The following is a 15,571-nucleotide window of genomic DNA, read 5'->3' as shown; positions in this document are numbered from 1 at the left end:
AGGGGTGAGGATGTTCGAGGAAGAAAACGCGCAGTGGGGGCTGGTGCACGCCCTGGTGCTGGACGGTAAAGGCGGTGCGCGTTCGATTGCCCGGACTGAGCTCGACGAACTGCAATTGCAGCCGCAGGAGAGCCTGTGGCTGCATTGGGATCGCAGCCATCCGCAGACCCAGACCTGGTTGCGCAAATCCAGTGGCTTGAGCGAATTCGCCTGTGACCTGCTGCTGGAGGAGAACACCCGTCCACGGCTGTTGCCGCTGTCGGATGCCGAATTGCTGCTGTTCCTGCGAGGGATCAATCTCAACCCTGGGGCTGAACCGGAAGACATGGTCTCGGTGCGAATCTTTGCCTCAAGGACGCGGGTCATCTCCCTGCGTTTACGTCCCTTGCGTGCAACCGATGAACTGTTGGTGCAGTTGGCGGATGGCAAAGGTCCGAAAACAGCCTCTGAATTGATCCTTTGTATGGCGCAGTACCTGACCAACAAAGTTCAGGACCTGGTCAGCGACCTCTCGGAAGTCGTCGACGCCGAAGAAGAAAAACTGGATACCGACGAACGGTACGCTCCCGAACATGGCAGCATTTTGCAAATCCGTCGGCGGGCCGCGGGGCTCAAGCGTTTCCTCGCGCCCCAGCGGGATATTTTCGCTCAGATGACACGCATCAAACTGCCCTGGTTCGTAGACGATGACGGCGACTACTGGAACGAATTGAACAACAGCCTGACCCGTTACCTGGAAGAGCTGGAGTTGACCCGGGAGCGCGTAGGGCTTGTGCTTGAGGCCGAAGGCCGACGCTTGAGCGTGCGTATGAGCCGCACCATGTACCGCTTCGGGATTATCACCGGAATCTTCCTGCCGATGAGTTTTCTCACCGGGCTTCTGGGGATTAACGTGGGGGGTATCCCGTTCTCTTCCAGCCCTTACGGGTTCCTGATTGCCTGCCTGATGATGATCTCGGTGGCGTTGGGGCAGTGGTGGTTGTTCCGGCGTTTACGTTGGGTCTGACCTGAATGAGACCTGAACGGGGCAAGAGGTCATGTGACCCGAAGAATTTTACCCTCGTCTTTTAATTCACTTGCGAGAGGTCCCTATGCACGATCCGTTCGAACAGTCTTTGCGTGACATGCTTAACGCTTCGCCGCCCAACCGTGACGACGATGCCTGCCTTGGTCGCGTACTGAAAACCGCCAACCGTCAAGTCGGCGCGGGAGACCTGTTCGGTTTGCTTGGCCGTTGGTTGCCGGCATTGATGATGGCCCTGAACAACGGTTCGGCCCATGTTTCCCCGGTTTCCCGTCGTAAACCTATTGCTCGCACTGCTGATAAGGCTGATTGAATATGGAACTTGATCTCTGGACTCAGAGTCTGGTAACTGCAATGACTGCGTTGTGGACCAAGGTGGCGAATTTTATTCCCAACCTGTTTGGCGCGCTGGTACTGGTGCTGTTGGGTTTTGTCGTGGCCAAGCTGCTCGACACCCTGCTGTCCAAACTGTTGGCCAAACTGGGCCTTGATCGCCTGATGGGTGGCACCGGCCTGACCAAGTTATTGGGGCGTGCCGGGCTCAAAGTGCCTATCTCGACACTGGTCGGCAAGATCGTTTATTGGTTCGTGCTGCTGATTTTTCTGGTTTCTGCAGCGCAATCCCTTGGACTTGAGCGAGTTTCAGCTACGCTCGATATGCTGGCGCTGTATTTGCCGAAGGTATTCGGTGGCGCGCTGGTGTTGCTGGTGGGGGTTTTGCTGGCGCAACTGGCCAATGGGCTGGTGCGCGGTGCGGCTGAAGGCGTCGGTCTGGATTACGCCAGCGGTCTGGGGCGAATCGCTCAGGGGCTGGTGATCATCATCAGTATTTCAGTCGCGATCAGCCAGTTGGAGGTCAAGACTGACCTGCTTAACCATGTGATTGTGATTGTTTTGATTACCGTTGGTCTGGCTGTTGCGCTGGCCATGGGGTTGGGAAGCCGGGAAATTGCCGGTCAGATTCTTGCGGGAATTTATGTGCGTGAGTTGTATCAGGTTGGGCAGCACGTGCGTGTGGGCGAGGTCGAAGGGCAGATCGAAGAGATCGGCACGGTAAAAACTACAGTGCTGACCGATGATGGCGAACTAGTGTCGTTGTCCAATCGAGTTCTGCTGGAGCAGCAGGTAAGTAGCCGCTAACCCGGTAATCCCTGCTAATGTACGCCGCCGCAATCCTGGCTATCCAGGCTGTGGCGGACATTGACCTGACTGTCGGCACGACTTGTTTTGAATAAAGCCCAAACGCTGTCCACGCGCTATGACCCACGTGAGCTCTCTGATGAGGAGTTGGTCGCGCGCTCGCACACGGAGCTGTTTCACGTAACACGCGCGTACGAAGAATTGATGCGCAGGTATCAACGCACGCTGTTCAACGTTTGTTCAAGATATTTGGGGAACGATCGTGATGCGGATGATGTCTGTCAGGAAGTGATGTTGAAGGTGTTGTATGGCTTGAAGAACTTCGAGGGTAAATCGAAGTTCAAAACCTGGCTCTATAGCATCACGTACAACGAATGCATCACGCAGTATCGTAAGGAACGGCGAAAGCGTCGCTTGATGGACGCCTTGAGTCTGGACCCCCTTGAGGAAGCGTCTGAAGAAAAGGCGCCGACACCTGAGGAGAAGGGCGGGCTTGATCGCTGGTTGGTGTATGTGAATCCGATTGACCGGGAAATTTTGGTGCTGCGATTTGTCGCAGAACTGGAATTTCAGGAAATTGCTGACATCATGCATATGGGCTTGAGTGCTACAAAAATGCGTTACAAACGTGCTCTTGATAAATTACGTGAGAAATTTGCGGACAGTACTGAAACTTAGTGCGAGGCAAATATCTCTTACGTGTAGGCAAGTTCTGATAGACTTGTCGCCGAGTTGTCCCCCGGTATGTGGGACTGCTTTACAATCACCAGATGGGGATTTAACGGATGAAACTGAAAAACACCTTGGGCTTGGCCATTGGTTCTCTTATTGCCGCTACTTCTTTCGGCGTTCTGGCACAAGGCCAAGGCGCAGTTGAAGGCGAGCTGTTCTACAAGAAGCAGTACAACGATAGCGTCAAGCACATCGAAGACGGCTTCAATCCTGGCGCTCGCATCGGTTACTTCCTGACCGACGACCTGTCGTTGAACTTGTCCTACGACAAGACCAACCACACCCGTTCGAACGACGGTACTGGCAACCAGAAGATCAAAGGTGATACCGGCAGCCTGTTGGCTACCTACCACTTCGGTCAGGCTGGCGTCGACTCCCTGCGTCCATACGTAGAAGGTGGTTTCGGTCACCAAAGCCGTGGCAACGTCAAAGCTGACGGCCACAGCGGTCGCGATCAGTCGACTCTGGCTATCGTTGGTACCGGTGTGAAGTACTACTTCACCAACAACCTGTTCGCACGTGCAGGCGTTGAAGCTGACCACAACCTGGACAACGGCAAGTGGGATTACTCCGCACTGGTCGGCCTGGGCGTCAACTTCGGCGGTAACGCTGGCGCAGCAGCACCAGCTCCTACCCCAGCACCAGCTCCAGAGCCAGTTCCAGAGCCAGAAGCTCCGGTTGCTCAGGTTGTTCGTGTTGAGCTGGACGTGAAGTTCGACTTCGACAAGTCGGTTGTTAAGCCTAACAGCTACGGCGACGTGAAAAACCTCGCTGACTTCATGAAGCAGTACCCACAAACCACTACCGTTGTTGAAGGTCACACTGACTCCGTCGGTCCTGACGCTTACAACCAGAAGCTGTCCCAGCGTCGTGCTGACGCTGTTAAGCAAGTCCTGGTCAAAGACGGTATTGACGCTGGCCGTGTAAGCTCGGTTGGTTACGGTGAATCCCGCCCAGTTGCTGATAACGCAACTGAAGCAGGCCGTGCTGTTAACCGTCGCGTAGAAGCATCGGTTGAAGCTCAAGCAGCTCAGTAATTACTGAGTTGTAGAAAAAACCCGGCTTAGGCCGGGTTTTTTTTGCCTGAAATTTGGCTCAGGCGCTTGCCAGCAAGGCAGCTTCAACCGCTGTTGCCGCGACTGCACCAATCACCAGAATCGCCGGGCTCTTCAAGGCAAACGCCCTGGCGTCATCATGCATACAGGCCAGGCTGCTGCGGCACTCCCGCTGCTGCGGCAACGAAGCATTTTCAATCATTGCCACCGGCATATCGGCGGCCATGCCACCTTCCAGTAACTGCTGCCGGATTTCCTCCAGTTTTGCCACGCCCATATAGACCACCAGCGTCGTACCGCTTTCGGCCAGTGCTCGCCAGTTGAGGCTGCTGTCGTCCTGTGTGTGGGCGGTAACCAGGGTCACGCCGCGACTGACCCCACGCAATGTCAGCGGAATATCACAGTTGGTCGCCCCTGCCAGCCCGGCAGTAATGCCGTTGACCAGTTCCACCTCGACACCGCGCTCCCTGAGCCATAACGCTTCTTCGCCGCCGCGCCCGAATATGCACGGATCGCCACCCTTGAGCCGCACCACGCACTTGCCCTGACGGGCATAACGCAGCATCAGGCGATGGATAAAATCCTGCGGTGTGGAGCGGCATCCGCCACGCTTGCCGACTGTGATCACCCGCGCGCCGGGGCAGTGTTCAAGCACCGCCGGGTTGACCAAATCATCAATCAGCACCACATCGGCCTCGTGCAGAGCCCGTACCGCCTTGAGGGTCAACAGCTCCGGATCACCGGGGCCAGCACCCACCAGCCAGACTTTTGCGTTCATGTTTATTGCCCTCACACACTGATTGCGATTGGCTGCTTGTTGCTGGCCAATAGTCGTTTGATTTCCGGTACACAGGAGCCGCATTGCGTGCCGCAGCCCAATTCCTGTTTCAGGCCATTCAGGTCAAGGCCCTGGGCGATGCCGGTGCACACGGTGTTTTCACTGACGTTTTTGCAGTTGCACAGAATTTTATTGGCGGTAGAGCTTCCTGTTGCATTGCCCGGTGGCGCGCTCAATGGCGCCAGCAGCCAGCGACGCAGTTGCTCATCGGCCCGGCCTTCCAGCCACAGGCTTTGCAACCAGTGTCGGGCGAGGGTTTCGCCGGCCAGGCGAATTGCGGTAATCCGGCCCTTCTCGATTTTCACGCGCTTGCCGATAGAGCGTCGTGGGTCGTCATAGGCCATGACCGGGCCGTCATTGAGGCCCAGCAGTTGATCGATACGCCTGAGCAACTGCAGGTCTGGCGCCTCGCTATGGGCTGCCCGGATCAGCAGCGCTGGCCGTTCGCGACCAGTCAGGCTCAGGCTGACGTAGGCAAAGTCTTCGCATAGCGGGCGCAAGGCTTCAAAGTGTTGCTGGACGTCACCCTCGATCAGCGCGAACAACTGCCAAGGCAATTGCACGGCTTCCAGGCGTACCCCGCTGTGCTTGAGTTCCGGTTGTTTCGACAAGGGGTCGAACGCCGGTTGGGTCAGGGCGTTGACGCCGCCCTTGAGAAAACGATCGCCCCAGTGCATCGGCAGGAAAGCCTGGCCGGGACGCACACTGTCATCACGGGTCACGGCCATAATCACGCTGCCGCGACGGCTCTTAAGGTTGATCAGGTCACCTTCCAGGAGCCGATGCCGGCGCAACTCATCGGGGTGCAGACTCAGCAAGGCTTCGCTGACATGGCCGAACAACTGCGCAGCGGTGCCGGTGCGGCTCATGCCATGCCATTGATCCCGCAGACGGCCGGTGATCAGGGTCAGGGGAAAGCGCGCGTCGCGCTGCTCCTTGGCGGCGCGGTAGGGATCGGCGACAAAATGCGCACGACCACTTTCGGTCGGAAAAACGCCATCGGTGTACAGCCGTGGTGTGCCCGTTTGCGCATTGGCCGGGAACGGCCATTGCTGGGGCCCGATCTGGTCGAGCAGGGCATGGCTGATGCCTGACAAATCCAGGTCGCGGTCGTGGGTCAGCACCTTGTATTCATCAAAGATCTGCGCCGGTTGTTCAAAGGAAAACAAGCTTGGCAAACCTGGGCGCAAACGTCGCTCCAGACGCTGAGCAAAATCTACGGTAATTGCCCAGTCGGGCCGTGCCTCGCCCGGTGGGACAATGGCTTGGCGCACGTGGGAAATACGTCGCTCGGAGTTGGTCACCGTGCCCTCTTTCTCCCCCCAACTGGCGGCCGGCAATAACAGGTCGGCGAAAGGTGCGGTTTCCGTGGTGCGGAAGGCTTCCTGCAAGACCACGAACGGGCACGCGGCCAGTGCCTGGCGCACGGCGTTCTGGTCTGGCAGGGATTGTGCGGGGTTGGTGCAGGCGATCCACAAGGCTTTGATCTTGCCGGCCTGCACTTGTTCGAACAGTTCGATGGCGGTCAAGCCGGTGCTGGCGGGCAGTTGCTCCACGCCCCAGTAGGCGGCCACTTGCGCTCGGTGTTCAGGGTTGGCCGCTTCGCGATGCCCTGGCAGCAAGTTCGACAGGCTGCCGGTTTCCCTTCCGCCCATGGCATTGGGCTGGCCGGTCAGGGAAAACGGCCCACAGCCTGGACGGCCGATTGTGCCAGTGGCCAGGTGCAGGTTGATCAGGGCGCTGTTCTTTGCGCTGCCGGCGGTGGACTGGTTGAGCCCCATGCACCACAACGACAGAAAGCTGGGTGAGGTGCCGACCCATTCGGCGCATTGGCGTAATTGCTCGACGCTGATCCCGCACAGTTGCGTGACCATTTGCGGCGTGTAGTCATGCACCAGTCTTTTCAATTCTGCCAAGCCGTCGGTATGGGCCTGAATAAAGTCACGATCGACCCACTCTTCCCACAGCAGCAGGTGCAAAATCCCATGGAACAGGGCGACATCGGTACCGGGCAGGATCGCCAAGTGCAGATCCGCCAGGTCACAGGTGTCGGTGCGCCGGGGATCGATGACCACCACTTTCATGTCTGGACGACGGGCTTTGGCTTCCTCCAGCCGTCGGAACAACACCGGATGGGCGTAGGCCATGTTACTGCCCACGATCAGTACGCAATCGCTGGACTCCAGGTCTTCGTAGCTGCACGGCGGCGCATCGGCCCCCAGGCTGCGTTTGTAACCGACCACCGCCGACGACATGCATAGCCTGGAATTACTGTCGATATTGTTGGTGCCTACCAGCGCCCGGGCCAGTTTGTTGAAACTGTAGTAGTCCTCGGTCAGCAATTGCCCGGAGATGTAGAACGCCACGCTGTCGGGGCCGTGCTCGGCGATGGTTTCGGCGAACACGTTGGCCGCATGTTCCAGGGCGGTGTCCCAGTCGGTGCGGCTGCGGGCCAGGCCTTTGCCCAGGCGCAGTTCCGGGTACAACGCGCGCGCCGCCAGGTCGCCGGTCAGGTGTAGGCTGGCGCCCTTGCTGCACAGCTTTCCGAAGTTGGCCGGGTGCGTCGGATCGCCACTGACCCCGAGAATACGCTCGCCATCATGCTCGATCAGCACGCCGCAACCGACTCCGCAATAACAGCAGGTCGAGGCGGTGGTCTGGCGGTTCATCAACCGGCTTCCCGCAGAGCCAGCATCACCCGGCCGTTTTCGACCCGGGCGTGATGATGGTGGGCGCAGCCGATGTCCGGGGCCTGAGCTTCACCGGACGCCAGGTCGATCTGCCAGTTGTGCAGCGGGCAGGCCACGCGTTTGCCGTAGATCAAACCCTGGGACAGCGGGCCGCCCTTGTGCGGGCAGCGGTCGTCAAGGGCGAAGACTTCGTCGTCACTGGTACGAAAAATCGCGATCTCGCCTTTCGGTCCTTTGATGATGCGCGAGCCGAGGGCGTTGATTTCTTCGAGGGCGCAGATATCCAGCCAGTTCATGCCAGTACCTCCAGCTGTTTGACGGAGATGGTGTCGAATTCCTTTTTCAGTAACGGCTGTTCCAGGCGTTCTTTCCACGGGTCCTGTTCGAACGACAGGGAGAACTGCAGGCGTTCGTTAAGGGCCTGGCGCCGTGCCGGGTCTTCCAGTACGGCTTTCTTGATGTGCTCCATGCCGACTCGTTGCAGGTAGTGCACGGTGCGCTCCAGGTAGAAGGCCTCTTCGCGGTACAGCTGCAGGAACGCGCCGTTGTATTCGCGTACTTCTTCGGCAGTTTTCAGCTTGACGAAGAACTCGGCGACTTCTGTCTTGATCCCGCCGTTGCCGCCGATGTACATCTCCCAGCCGGAATCGACACCGATGATTCCTACATCCTTGATCCCCGCTTCCGAGCAGTTGCGCGGGCAGCCGGAGACCGCCAGCTTGACCTTGTGGGGCGACCACATGTTGAACAGGTCATGTTCCAGCTCGATGCCCAGTTGCGTCGAATTTTGTGTGCCGAAGCGGCAGAACTCACTGCCGACGCAGGTCTTCACGGTGCGGATGGATTTGCCGTAGGCGTGCCCGGACGGCATATCGAGGTCTTTCCAGACCCCCGGCAAGTCCTGCTTCTTGATGCCCAGCAAATCGATGCGCTGCCCGCCGGTGACCTTGACCATCGGCACGTTGTACTTGTCGGCCACATCGGCGATACGGCGCAGTTCGGAGGGATTGGTCACACCGCCCCACATCCTCGGGACTACTGAGTAGGTGCCGTCTTTCTGAATGTTGGCGTGGGCCCGTTCGTTGATCAGCCTTGATTGCGGGTCGTCCTTGGCTTCGCCTGGCCAGGTGGAGATCAGGTAGTAGTTCAGCGCCGGGCGGCAAGTTGCGCAGCCGTTGGGGGTGCGCCAGTTCAGGTAGCTCATGGTGCCAGCGATGGTCAGCAGGTGCTGGTCGCGGATGGCCTGGCGGATCTGCCCGTGGTTGTGGTCGCTGCAGCCGCAGATGGCTTTTTCGCTTTTCGGTTTGACGTCGGCCGCCCCGCCCACGGTGTTGATCAGGATCTGTTCCACCAATCCTGCACAGGAACCGCAGGAGCTGGCGGCCTTGGTGTGCTTCTTGACGTCATCGACGCTGAACAGCCCGTGTTCCTGAATGGCCTTGACGATGGTGCCCTTGCACACGCCGTTGCAACCGCAGACTTCGGCGCTGTCGGCCATGCTCATGGCTTTGTCCTGGCCTTGGTGGCCTACATCACCGATGGCATTTTCGCCAAACATCAGGTGGTCGCGAATCTCGCCAATGGCGTGGTTCTCACGGATCTGCCGGAAATACCAGCCGCCGTCTGCGGTGTCGCCGTACAGGCACGCGCCAACGAGGATGTCGTCCTTGATCACCAGCTTCTTGTAGACGCCGCCAATGGGGTCGGAAAGGGTGATGGTTTCCGTGCCTTCGCCGCCCATGAAGTCCCCGGCGGAAAACAGGTCGATACCGGTGACTTTCAGTTTGGTCGAGGTCACCGAGCCCTGATAGCGAGCAAAGCCCAGCTGTGCGAGATGGTTGGCGCAGACCTTGGCTTGTTCGAACAGCGGCGCCACCAGGCCATAGGCAATTCCGCGATGGCTGGCGCACTCGCCGATGGCGTAGATGCGCGGGTCGTAGGTTTGCAGGGTGTCGTTGACCAGAATCCCGCGGTTGCAGGGGATGCCGGATTTTTCCGCGAGTTCGGTATTGGGACGGATGCCAGCGGCCATCACCACCAGGTCGGCGGGGATCACGTCGCCATTCTTGAACTGCACCGAGCCGACCCGACCGTTGCCTGCGTCGTGCAGGGCGGTGGTTTGTTCGCACAGACGGAACACCAGGCCACGGCTTTCCAGTTCGGTTTGCAGCAGTTGGCCGCTGGTCTTGTCCAGTTGCCGTTCCAGCAGCCATTCGCCGATATGCACCACCGTGACGTGCATGCCCCGCAGCATCAGGCCGTTGGCCGCTTCCAGACCCAGCAGGCCGCCGCCGATCACCACCGCGTGCTTGTGGGTCTTGGCGGTGTTGATCATCACTTGGGTGTCGGCGATGTCGCGGTAGCCGATCACACCCTGCAGGGTGTTGCCTGGGATTGGCAGGATAAAAGGCGTCGAACCGGTGGCGATCAGCAGGCGGTCGTACTCGGCTTCGCTGCCGTCCTCGGCGATGACTTTGCGTTTGACCCGGTCGATCTGCACCACTTTGCGGTTGAGCAACAGCTTGATGTTGTTGTCCAGGTACCAGCTCAGGTCGTTGAGCACGATCTCCTCGAAGGTCTGTTCTCCGGCCAGCACCGGCGACAGCAGGATGCGGTTGTAGTTGGTGTGGGGCTCGGCGCCAAAGACGGTGATGTCGTACAGCTCGCTGCTCAGCTTGAGCAATTCTTCAAGGGTGCGAACCCCGGCCATGCCGTTGCCGATCATCACCAGTTTGAGTTTCTTCATGTCGTTCTCCGCAGGCTCGACAAATCACGCGCAAACAAAAAAAGGCGTCCCCGCTAGTTAGCTAGCGAGGACGCCTTTGTCCTGGTCCCGTTCTCTCGGGAAGCGCAGCCTTCGTCGTTGAAGGCTGGGCTGTATGTGTGTTGTTGAGGAAGGTAATGCAGTGGTTGTGCCAAGTGGCGTGAAGCACGTATTTATTGGCTTTCGACGTTTTTTATCGATGTCGGCCTGCACCCATTCAAGGCGAGCCGCCCGTTAGTGGTGCAACAGCCAGTACAGCAGCACCAGATTGATCAACAACGACACCAGCGCCAGCGTTCGCCAGACCTTCAGCGGCTCTCGCTCCAGCAGCGGTTTGGGCCGGATACTCAATTCACGACGGTCGGCCTGCTCCAGCACCAGCAACCACTCTTCGGCGGTTTCGTAGCGTTGTTCGGGTTGCGCTGCTACGGCTTGTTCCAGGCTTTGTTGCATCCACTCGGGCAGGTCCGGCCGATAACGACTGGCACTGACAGGTGTGGTGAATTTTGGCCGTTGAAAGGCTTCGATTTCACCATAGGGATAATGCCCAGTGAGCAGGTAATACAAGGTCACCCCAATGCTGTACAAGTCCTGCTGTGGGGTAGGACGGTCGCCGTTGAAGGCCTCGGGGGCGATGAAACTCGGTGTGCCCGGCAACAGGTGCGCGCGATCCTCGGAAAGTCCGGGACAGTAGGCCAGGCCAAAATCCAGCACGCGCAGTTCGCCGTCCTCTCCCAGCAGCAGGTTTTGCGGCTTGATGTCTCGATGCAAGATCTGCCTTCGGTGCAACTGGCCGACGGCCCGCAGCAGGCGCTCGGCCAGGGACTGCCATTGCGCCAGTGGCAGCGGGCCGTGCTGCTTGAACAGTTCGGCGAGGGTTTGGCCTGCGTATTCACGCATCACGTAGTACAAATGCTGACGCCCGCTGGCTGAATGCACTTCAGGAAACGCCCGCCCGGCCACCCGGCGCAAAAACCATTCCTCCGCCAGCAAGGCTTGCGCAGCTTGCAGGTCATCATCATGGCTGACCGGCAGGGTCTTCAGCAGCCAAGCCTGTTGCTGGGCATCACGCACCCTATAGAGCAGGGACTGCCGGCTCTGCCCCAGCACCGCTTCCACCTGCCAGCCTTCGAAGTATTGCCCCGGTTTCAACGCGGGGGGTAATGGCCACTGCTGCACCTGCACCAGAGCGTCGCCGAGGGTGGCGGCGCCGAGTTGGTCGATACGCACCAGCATCGCACTGGCATTGTCCTGGCTGCCGGCCAGATGAGCTGAGTTGACCAGGGTATTCACGGCCAGGTCCAGGTCCGTTTGTTCCCGCAGGATTGCGCTGATGGCGTGATCTCCCAGGGAGGCCCAGACGCCATCGCTGAGCAGCAGGAAGCATTCGCCCTCGCGCAGTTCTGCGTCGAGGAAATCCACCACCAAGTGTTGATCCAGGCCCAGGGCGCGCTTGAGCACATGCTGCATGCCCGGTTGCTCCCAGACGTGCTCTTCGCTGATACGCAGCAATTGGTCATCGAGCCAGCGGTAGACCCGACAGTCGCCGACATGGGCCAGGGTAAAACGCTGCCCGCGAAATACCAGGGCGCTGAGGGTGGTCAGCAGTGGCAGGCCGCCACCGTTGGCCTGCAACCAGCGGTTTTGCGCCAGCAGCAGGCGGTCCAGGGACTGGGCCACGCCCCAGGTTTGCGGCGTGGCGTAATAATCCAGGGCCAGGGCCTGCAAGGTCGAGCGCGCGGCCAGGCCGCCGTCGGCGCACTGGCTGACGCCGTCGGCAATGGCGCACAGATAGCCTTTGCTGGCGGCCAGCTCAGGGGCCGGGGTAACCAGGCGCAGGGCGTCCTGGTTTTCCGACCGTGGGCCGATGGCGCTGGCCTGGGCGAAACTCAGTTGCAGGCTCATCAGACTCGCGCAGCGGTGACCGCCGCCGAACCCCAGGTGGTTCTCCAGCGACGCTTGACGCCGTACAGGCCGAACCAGGCCAACACACCCAGGCTGGCGAACAGCCAAAGCGCAAGCTGATAGCTGCCGGTGCTTTGTTTGATTGCGCCCATGCCCGCCGCCAGGGCAAAGCCGCCGATGCCGCCGGCCATGCCGATCAGGCCGGTCATCACGCCGATCTCACGACGAAAGCGCTGGGGCACCAGCTGGAACACCGCGCCGTTGCCAGCGCCGAGGCCAAGCATTGTACAGACGAACAGAGCGAGGGCTGCGTAGGAACTCGGCAGGTTGAAGCCCACCGCCGCGATGCAAATCGCCGCCACGCCGTACATGCCGAGCAGGGTGCGAATCCCGCCGAAACGATCCGCCAACGCACCTCCCAAGGGGCGCATCAGGCTGCCGCCAAACACGCAGGCGGCGGTGTAATAGCCAGCGGTCACCGGGCTCAAGCCGTATTGATCGTTGAAGTAGCCGGGCAGGGCGCTGGCCAGGCCGATAAAGCCGCCGAAGGTCACGCTATAGAAGAACATGAACCACCAACTGTCGCGGTCGCCCAGCGCCTTGAAATAGTCGGCCATGGATTTGGCTTTCGGTCGATCAGGCGCGTTGCGGGCCAGCCAGGCGAAGACGATCAGCGTCAGGATCAGCGGGATCAACGCGAAGCCAAATACATTGCTCCAGCCAAACGCAGCCGCCAGCACCGGTGCCAGCAAGGCGGCAAACACTGTGCCCGAGTTGCCCGCACCGGCAATGCCCAAGGCCTTGCCCTGATGCTCGGCGGGGTACCACTGGGAGGCCAGGGGCAGGGCGACGGCGAAAGAGGCGCCGGCCATGCCCAGGAACAGCCCCAGCAGCAGGGCTTGTTCATAGCTGTGAATGCCCAGTTTCCAAGCGGCGAACAGCGCGCAGATGACAATTACCTGGCCGATCAGGCCGGCGGTCTTGGGCGAGAGCTTGTCTGCCAGCATGCCCATCAGGAATCGCAATATGGCGCCGGCCAGGATCGGCGTCGCCACCACCAGGCCGCGCTGCTGGGTGGTCAGTTGCAGGTCGGTGGCGATCTGCACCGCCAACGGGCCCAGCAGGTACCAGACCATGAAACTCAGGTCGAAATACAGGAACGCGGCAAACAAGGTCGGGGTGTGACCGGATTTCCAGAAGCTTGATTTCATCACGCACCTCAGCGGTAAGGGGTCTTGTAAGAAGGCCTTGTGATGGAGCAGCTGGTTAGAGTCGCCCCACCGGCCCCGGGCTATGGGGCCAAAACGAAAAAACGCCGCCACCGGGGTCCGCGTGGGCAAACCGGGTGGGCGACGTCTTTGTCGTAGAGGGGGCAACCGCCGTTGGTTACCTGTGGTGATTACATAGCAAGAGCTGAGCCAATGTTGGTGTGAGGTCAGCCCAACAACTCACTCATGGCAATAATCTGCTCGGCCACTTGAATCAGCTTCTGCTGCCGGCTCATGGCCTGGCGGCGCATCAGGGTGTAGGCCTCTTCTTCATTGCAGTCCTTCATTTTCATCAACAGGCCCTTGGCCAGTTCGATGCGCTTGCGTTCCGCCAGTTGCTGGTCACGGGCCTGCAACTGCGCGCGCAAGGCCTGGTCGCTCTCGAAGCGAGCCATCGCCACGTCGAGGATCGGTTGCAGGCGCTGGGCCTGGATGCCTTCGACGATATAGGCGCTGACCCCGGACTTAATCGCCTGACGCATAACGTCTGGGTCGTGCTCGTCGGTAAACATCACGATGGGGCGCGGCTGGTCGCGGCTGACCAGCACCACTTGCTCCATCACATCGCGGCCCGGTGACTCGGTATCGATCAGAATCACATCCGGGCGCACCGTTTCGACCCGCGCCGGCAGGTCGATGGTCAGGCCGGACTCGTCGATGACTTCAAAACCGGCTTCAGTCAGCGCCGCCTTGAGGCGTCCGACTTTGCGCGGGGTGTCGTTGATCAGCAGGATACGCAGCATAAAGTCCGGCTCCTGTCAGCGTCGAGCAAGCTGGGCGGTGTTGTCGACCATGGCATGCAGGCGGAAACTGCGGGCATAGCCGGTCGGGTCCGAGCCATCCCAGACCTTGCCGTCGATCAGCTGGCTGCTGCGCATTTCTGTATCCCCGGCCGTAATACCCGCCGCCGTGGCGGCTTCACGATAGAGCGCCAACTGCTGCACCTGACGGGCGATAACCAGGTAATCAGGGTCTTCGCGCAACAAGCCCCAGCGACGAAATTGGGTCATGAACCACATGCCATCGGACAGATAGGGCAGGTTGACCTCGCCACCTGCGTGAAAGCGCAGGGCGTGGGCATCCTGCCAATGGTTGCCCAGACCGTCGTCGTAGTTACCCAGCAAGCGCGGTTCGATGCAATCGAGCGGTGCGTCCAGGTATTCACGGGCACTTAGCAAGTGCGCGGTAGAGCGGCGGTTTTCAGGGCTTTGTTCGATAAAGCGACTGGCTTCCAGAATAGCCATCACCAATACGCGGGCGGTGTTGGGGTATTGCTCGACAAAGGCCTTGGTGCAGCCGAGGACTTTTTCCGGATGATCCGGCCAGATCGCCTGGGTGGTGGCCAGGGTAAAGCCCTGGTTCTGTTTTACCGCACTGGCGCACCAGGGTTCGCCCACGCAAAAACCGTCAATCCGTCCGGCTTGCAGGTGCGCGACCATTTGCGGCGGCGGTACCACCACACTATTGACGTCCCGCAGCGGATGAATACCTTGGCTGGCGAGCCAGTAATACAGCCACATGGCGTGTGTGCCTGTGGGAAAGGTCTGGGCGAAGGTGAGTTTTGTTCGGCTTTGGTGCACGTGGCGATCCAGTGCCTCAGGACTGGTCACCCCTTGTTGTTGCAAACTGTGGGACAGGTTGATGCTCTGGCCGTTCTGGTTCAGCCCCATCAACACGGCCATGTCGGTGGGCGCCACACCGCCGATGCCCAGGTGCACGGCATAGATCAGTCCATACAGGCTGTGGGCCGCGTCCAGTTCGCCGCTGACCAGTTTGTCCCGCAGATTGGCCCAGGATGACTGGCGCTTGAGGTTCAGCGTCAGTCCATAAGGCTGGGCGAAACCCTGAGTTGCGGCAACGACTACCGAGGCGCAGTCGCTCAAGGCCATGAAACCCAGGTTGAGGCTGCTCTTTTCCGGAGCATCGCTGCCGTTGACCCAGGCCAGTGGATCGCTCTTCTGGCTGTTGTCGACCGAATCATTCATCAACATCTACCTTTCATGACCTTCTTTCTCAAAAAAAGCGCCGTTCCTGCGGGCAGCTTGTGCAAGCAGCTCACGGGTAACGACGCCTTTGTCCTTGAGCCCGCTCCGTCGTTGGTGCGGGCTGCGATGAATAACGCAAAGCAAGGCACATGCCACGGGGCATGTTCGGG

General features: G+C 59.8%; 13 protein-coding genes. 5 read left to right on the top strand and 8 right to left on the bottom strand.

Features of this window, described 5'->3' with window-relative positions; translation table 11 throughout:
• The first annotated feature begins 10 nt into the window (after nucleotides 1-10).
• The 5 genes from ACZRJ6_RS00555 to ACZRJ6_RS00535 all read left to right on the top strand — a co-directional run bounded on the left by ACZRJ6_RS00555 (nucleotide 11) and on the right by ACZRJ6_RS00535 (nucleotide 3,933).
• Nucleotides 11-1,006, top strand: coding sequence for a zinc transporter ZntB (locus ACZRJ6_RS00555; protein WP_133101681.1), 996 nt, complete (start codon nucleotides 11-13; stop codon nucleotides 1,004-1,006).
• 85 nt (nucleotides 1,007-1,091) lie between these two features.
• On the top strand, nucleotides 1,092-1,337 hold the full coding sequence (locus ACZRJ6_RS00550; protein ID WP_133101680.1) for a CrfX protein: 246 nt from the start codon (nucleotides 1,092-1,094) through the stop codon (nucleotides 1,335-1,337).
• 2 nt (nucleotides 1,338-1,339) lie between these two features.
• Entirely contained in the window at nucleotides 1,340-2,164 is an 825-nt protein-coding gene (locus ACZRJ6_RS00545) for a mechanosensitive ion channel family protein (protein ID WP_463969904.1), read from the top strand.
• Between the two features lie 87 nt (nucleotides 2,165-2,251).
• On the top strand, nucleotides 2,252-2,842 hold the full coding sequence (gene sigX, locus ACZRJ6_RS00540; protein ID WP_463969905.1) for an RNA polymerase sigma factor SigX: 591 nt from the start codon (nucleotides 2,252-2,254) through the stop codon (nucleotides 2,840-2,842).
• A gap of 107 nt (nucleotides 2,843-2,949) precedes the next feature.
• Nucleotides 2,950-3,933 carry an OmpA family protein gene (locus ACZRJ6_RS00535; protein WP_149412030.1) on the top strand — a complete coding sequence of 328 codons (984 nt, stop codon included), beginning with the start codon at nucleotides 2,950-2,952 and terminating at the stop codon, nucleotides 3,931-3,933.
• A 58-nt stretch (nucleotides 3,934-3,991) separates the two neighbouring features.
• On the opposite strand, the gene cobA is transcribed toward ACZRJ6_RS00535, so the two are convergent.
• The 8 genes from cobA to ACZRJ6_RS00495 form a co-directional block, all read right to left on the bottom strand.
• A complete protein-coding gene (gene cobA, locus ACZRJ6_RS00530) occupies nucleotides 3,992-4,729 on the bottom strand; it encodes a uroporphyrinogen-III C-methyltransferase (protein ID WP_463969906.1) in 738 nt (245 codons plus the stop codon).
• Nucleotides 4,730-4,740: 11 nt separating this feature from the next.
• Nucleotides 4,741-7,458: a nitrate reductase gene (locus tag ACZRJ6_RS00525; protein WP_463969907.1), complete on the bottom strand. Its 2,718-nt coding sequence runs from the start codon at nucleotides 7,456-7,458 to the stop codon at nucleotides 4,741-4,743.
• The gene (gene nirD / locus ACZRJ6_RS00520) at nucleotides 7,458-7,775 is read right to left on the bottom strand and encodes a nitrite reductase small subunit NirD (RefSeq protein WP_133101674.1); all 318 of its coding nucleotides are present in this window, start codon (nucleotides 7,773-7,775) and stop codon (nucleotides 7,458-7,460) included. The genes ACZRJ6_RS00525 and nirD overlap by 1 nt, the downstream gene beginning before the upstream one ends.
• Nucleotides 7,772-10,225, bottom strand: a complete 2,454-nt coding sequence (gene nirB, locus ACZRJ6_RS00515) for a nitrite reductase large subunit NirB (protein WP_463969908.1) — start codon at nucleotides 10,223-10,225, stop codon at nucleotides 7,772-7,774. Before nirB ends, nirD begins: the two co-directional genes overlap by 4 nt.
• Before the next feature lie 252 nt (nucleotides 10,226-10,477).
• Nucleotides 10,478-12,148 (bottom strand): protein kinase domain-containing protein, encoded by a 1,671-nt coding sequence (locus tag ACZRJ6_RS00510; protein ID WP_463969909.1) that lies wholly within the window; start codon nucleotides 12,146-12,148, stop codon nucleotides 10,478-10,480.
• A complete protein-coding gene (locus tag ACZRJ6_RS00505) occupies nucleotides 12,148-13,359 on the bottom strand; it encodes a nitrate/nitrite transporter (protein ID WP_463969910.1) in 1,212 nt (403 codons plus the stop codon). The genes ACZRJ6_RS00510 and ACZRJ6_RS00505 overlap by 1 nt, the downstream gene beginning before the upstream one ends.
• 224 nt (nucleotides 13,360-13,583) lie before the next feature.
• Nucleotides 13,584-14,159 (bottom strand): ANTAR domain-containing response regulator, encoded by a 576-nt coding sequence (locus ACZRJ6_RS00500; protein WP_149412024.1) that lies wholly within the window; start codon nucleotides 14,157-14,159, stop codon nucleotides 13,584-13,586.
• 15 nt (nucleotides 14,160-14,174) lie between these two features.
• Nucleotides 14,175-15,401: a CmpA/NrtA family ABC transporter substrate-binding protein gene (locus ACZRJ6_RS00495; RefSeq protein WP_463969911.1), complete on the bottom strand. Its 1,227-nt coding sequence runs from the start codon at nucleotides 15,399-15,401 to the stop codon at nucleotides 14,175-14,177.
• Between the last annotated feature and the right edge of the window lie 170 nt (nucleotides 15,402-15,571).

This window comes from Pseudomonas sp. C321, from assembly GCF_055407105.1.
The sequence above is the reverse complement of the archived record's forward strand: the minus strand, read 5'-3'. Positions and strand labels throughout refer to the sequence as shown.

Coding starts and splice junctions, on each gene's coding strand:
- ACZRJ6_RS00505 (WP_463969910.1), bottom strand. CDS start 13,359: ATGAAATCAAGCTTCTGGAAATCCGGTCACACCCCGACCTTGTTTGCC.
- ACZRJ6_RS00535 (WP_149412030.1), top strand. CDS start 2,950: ATGAAACTGAAAAACACCTTGGGCTTGGCCATTGGTTCTCTTATTGCC.
- ACZRJ6_RS00495 (WP_463969911.1), bottom strand. CDS start 15,401: ATGAATGATTCGGTCGACAACAGCCAGAAGAGCGATCCACTGGCCTGG.
- ACZRJ6_RS00510 (WP_463969909.1), bottom strand. CDS start 12,148: ATGAGCCTGCAACTGAGTTTCGCCCAGGCCAGCGCCATCGGCCCACGG.
- nirD (WP_133101674.1), bottom strand. CDS start 7,775: ATGAACTGGCTGGATATCTGCGCCCTCGAAGAAATCAACGCCCTCGGC.
- ACZRJ6_RS00550 (WP_133101680.1), top strand. CDS start 1,092: ATGCACGATCCGTTCGAACAGTCTTTGCGTGACATGCTTAACGCTTCG.
- ACZRJ6_RS00555 (WP_133101681.1), top strand. CDS start 11: ATGTTCGAGGAAGAAAACGCGCAGTGGGGGCTGGTGCACGCCCTGGTG.
- ACZRJ6_RS00545 (WP_463969904.1), top strand. CDS start 1,340: ATGGAACTTGATCTCTGGACTCAGAGTCTGGTAACTGCAATGACTGCG.
- cobA (WP_463969906.1), bottom strand. CDS start 4,729: ATGAACGCAAAAGTCTGGCTGGTGGGTGCTGGCCCCGGTGATCCGGAG.
- nirB (WP_463969908.1), bottom strand. CDS start 10,225: ATGAAGAAACTCAAACTGGTGATGATCGGCAACGGCATGGCCGGGGTT.
- ACZRJ6_RS00500 (WP_149412024.1), bottom strand. CDS start 14,159: ATGCTGCGTATCCTGCTGATCAACGACACCCCGCGCAAAGTCGGACGC.
- ACZRJ6_RS00525 (WP_463969907.1), bottom strand. CDS start 7,458: ATGAACCGCCAGACCACCGCCTCGACCTGCTGTTATTGCGGAGTCGGT.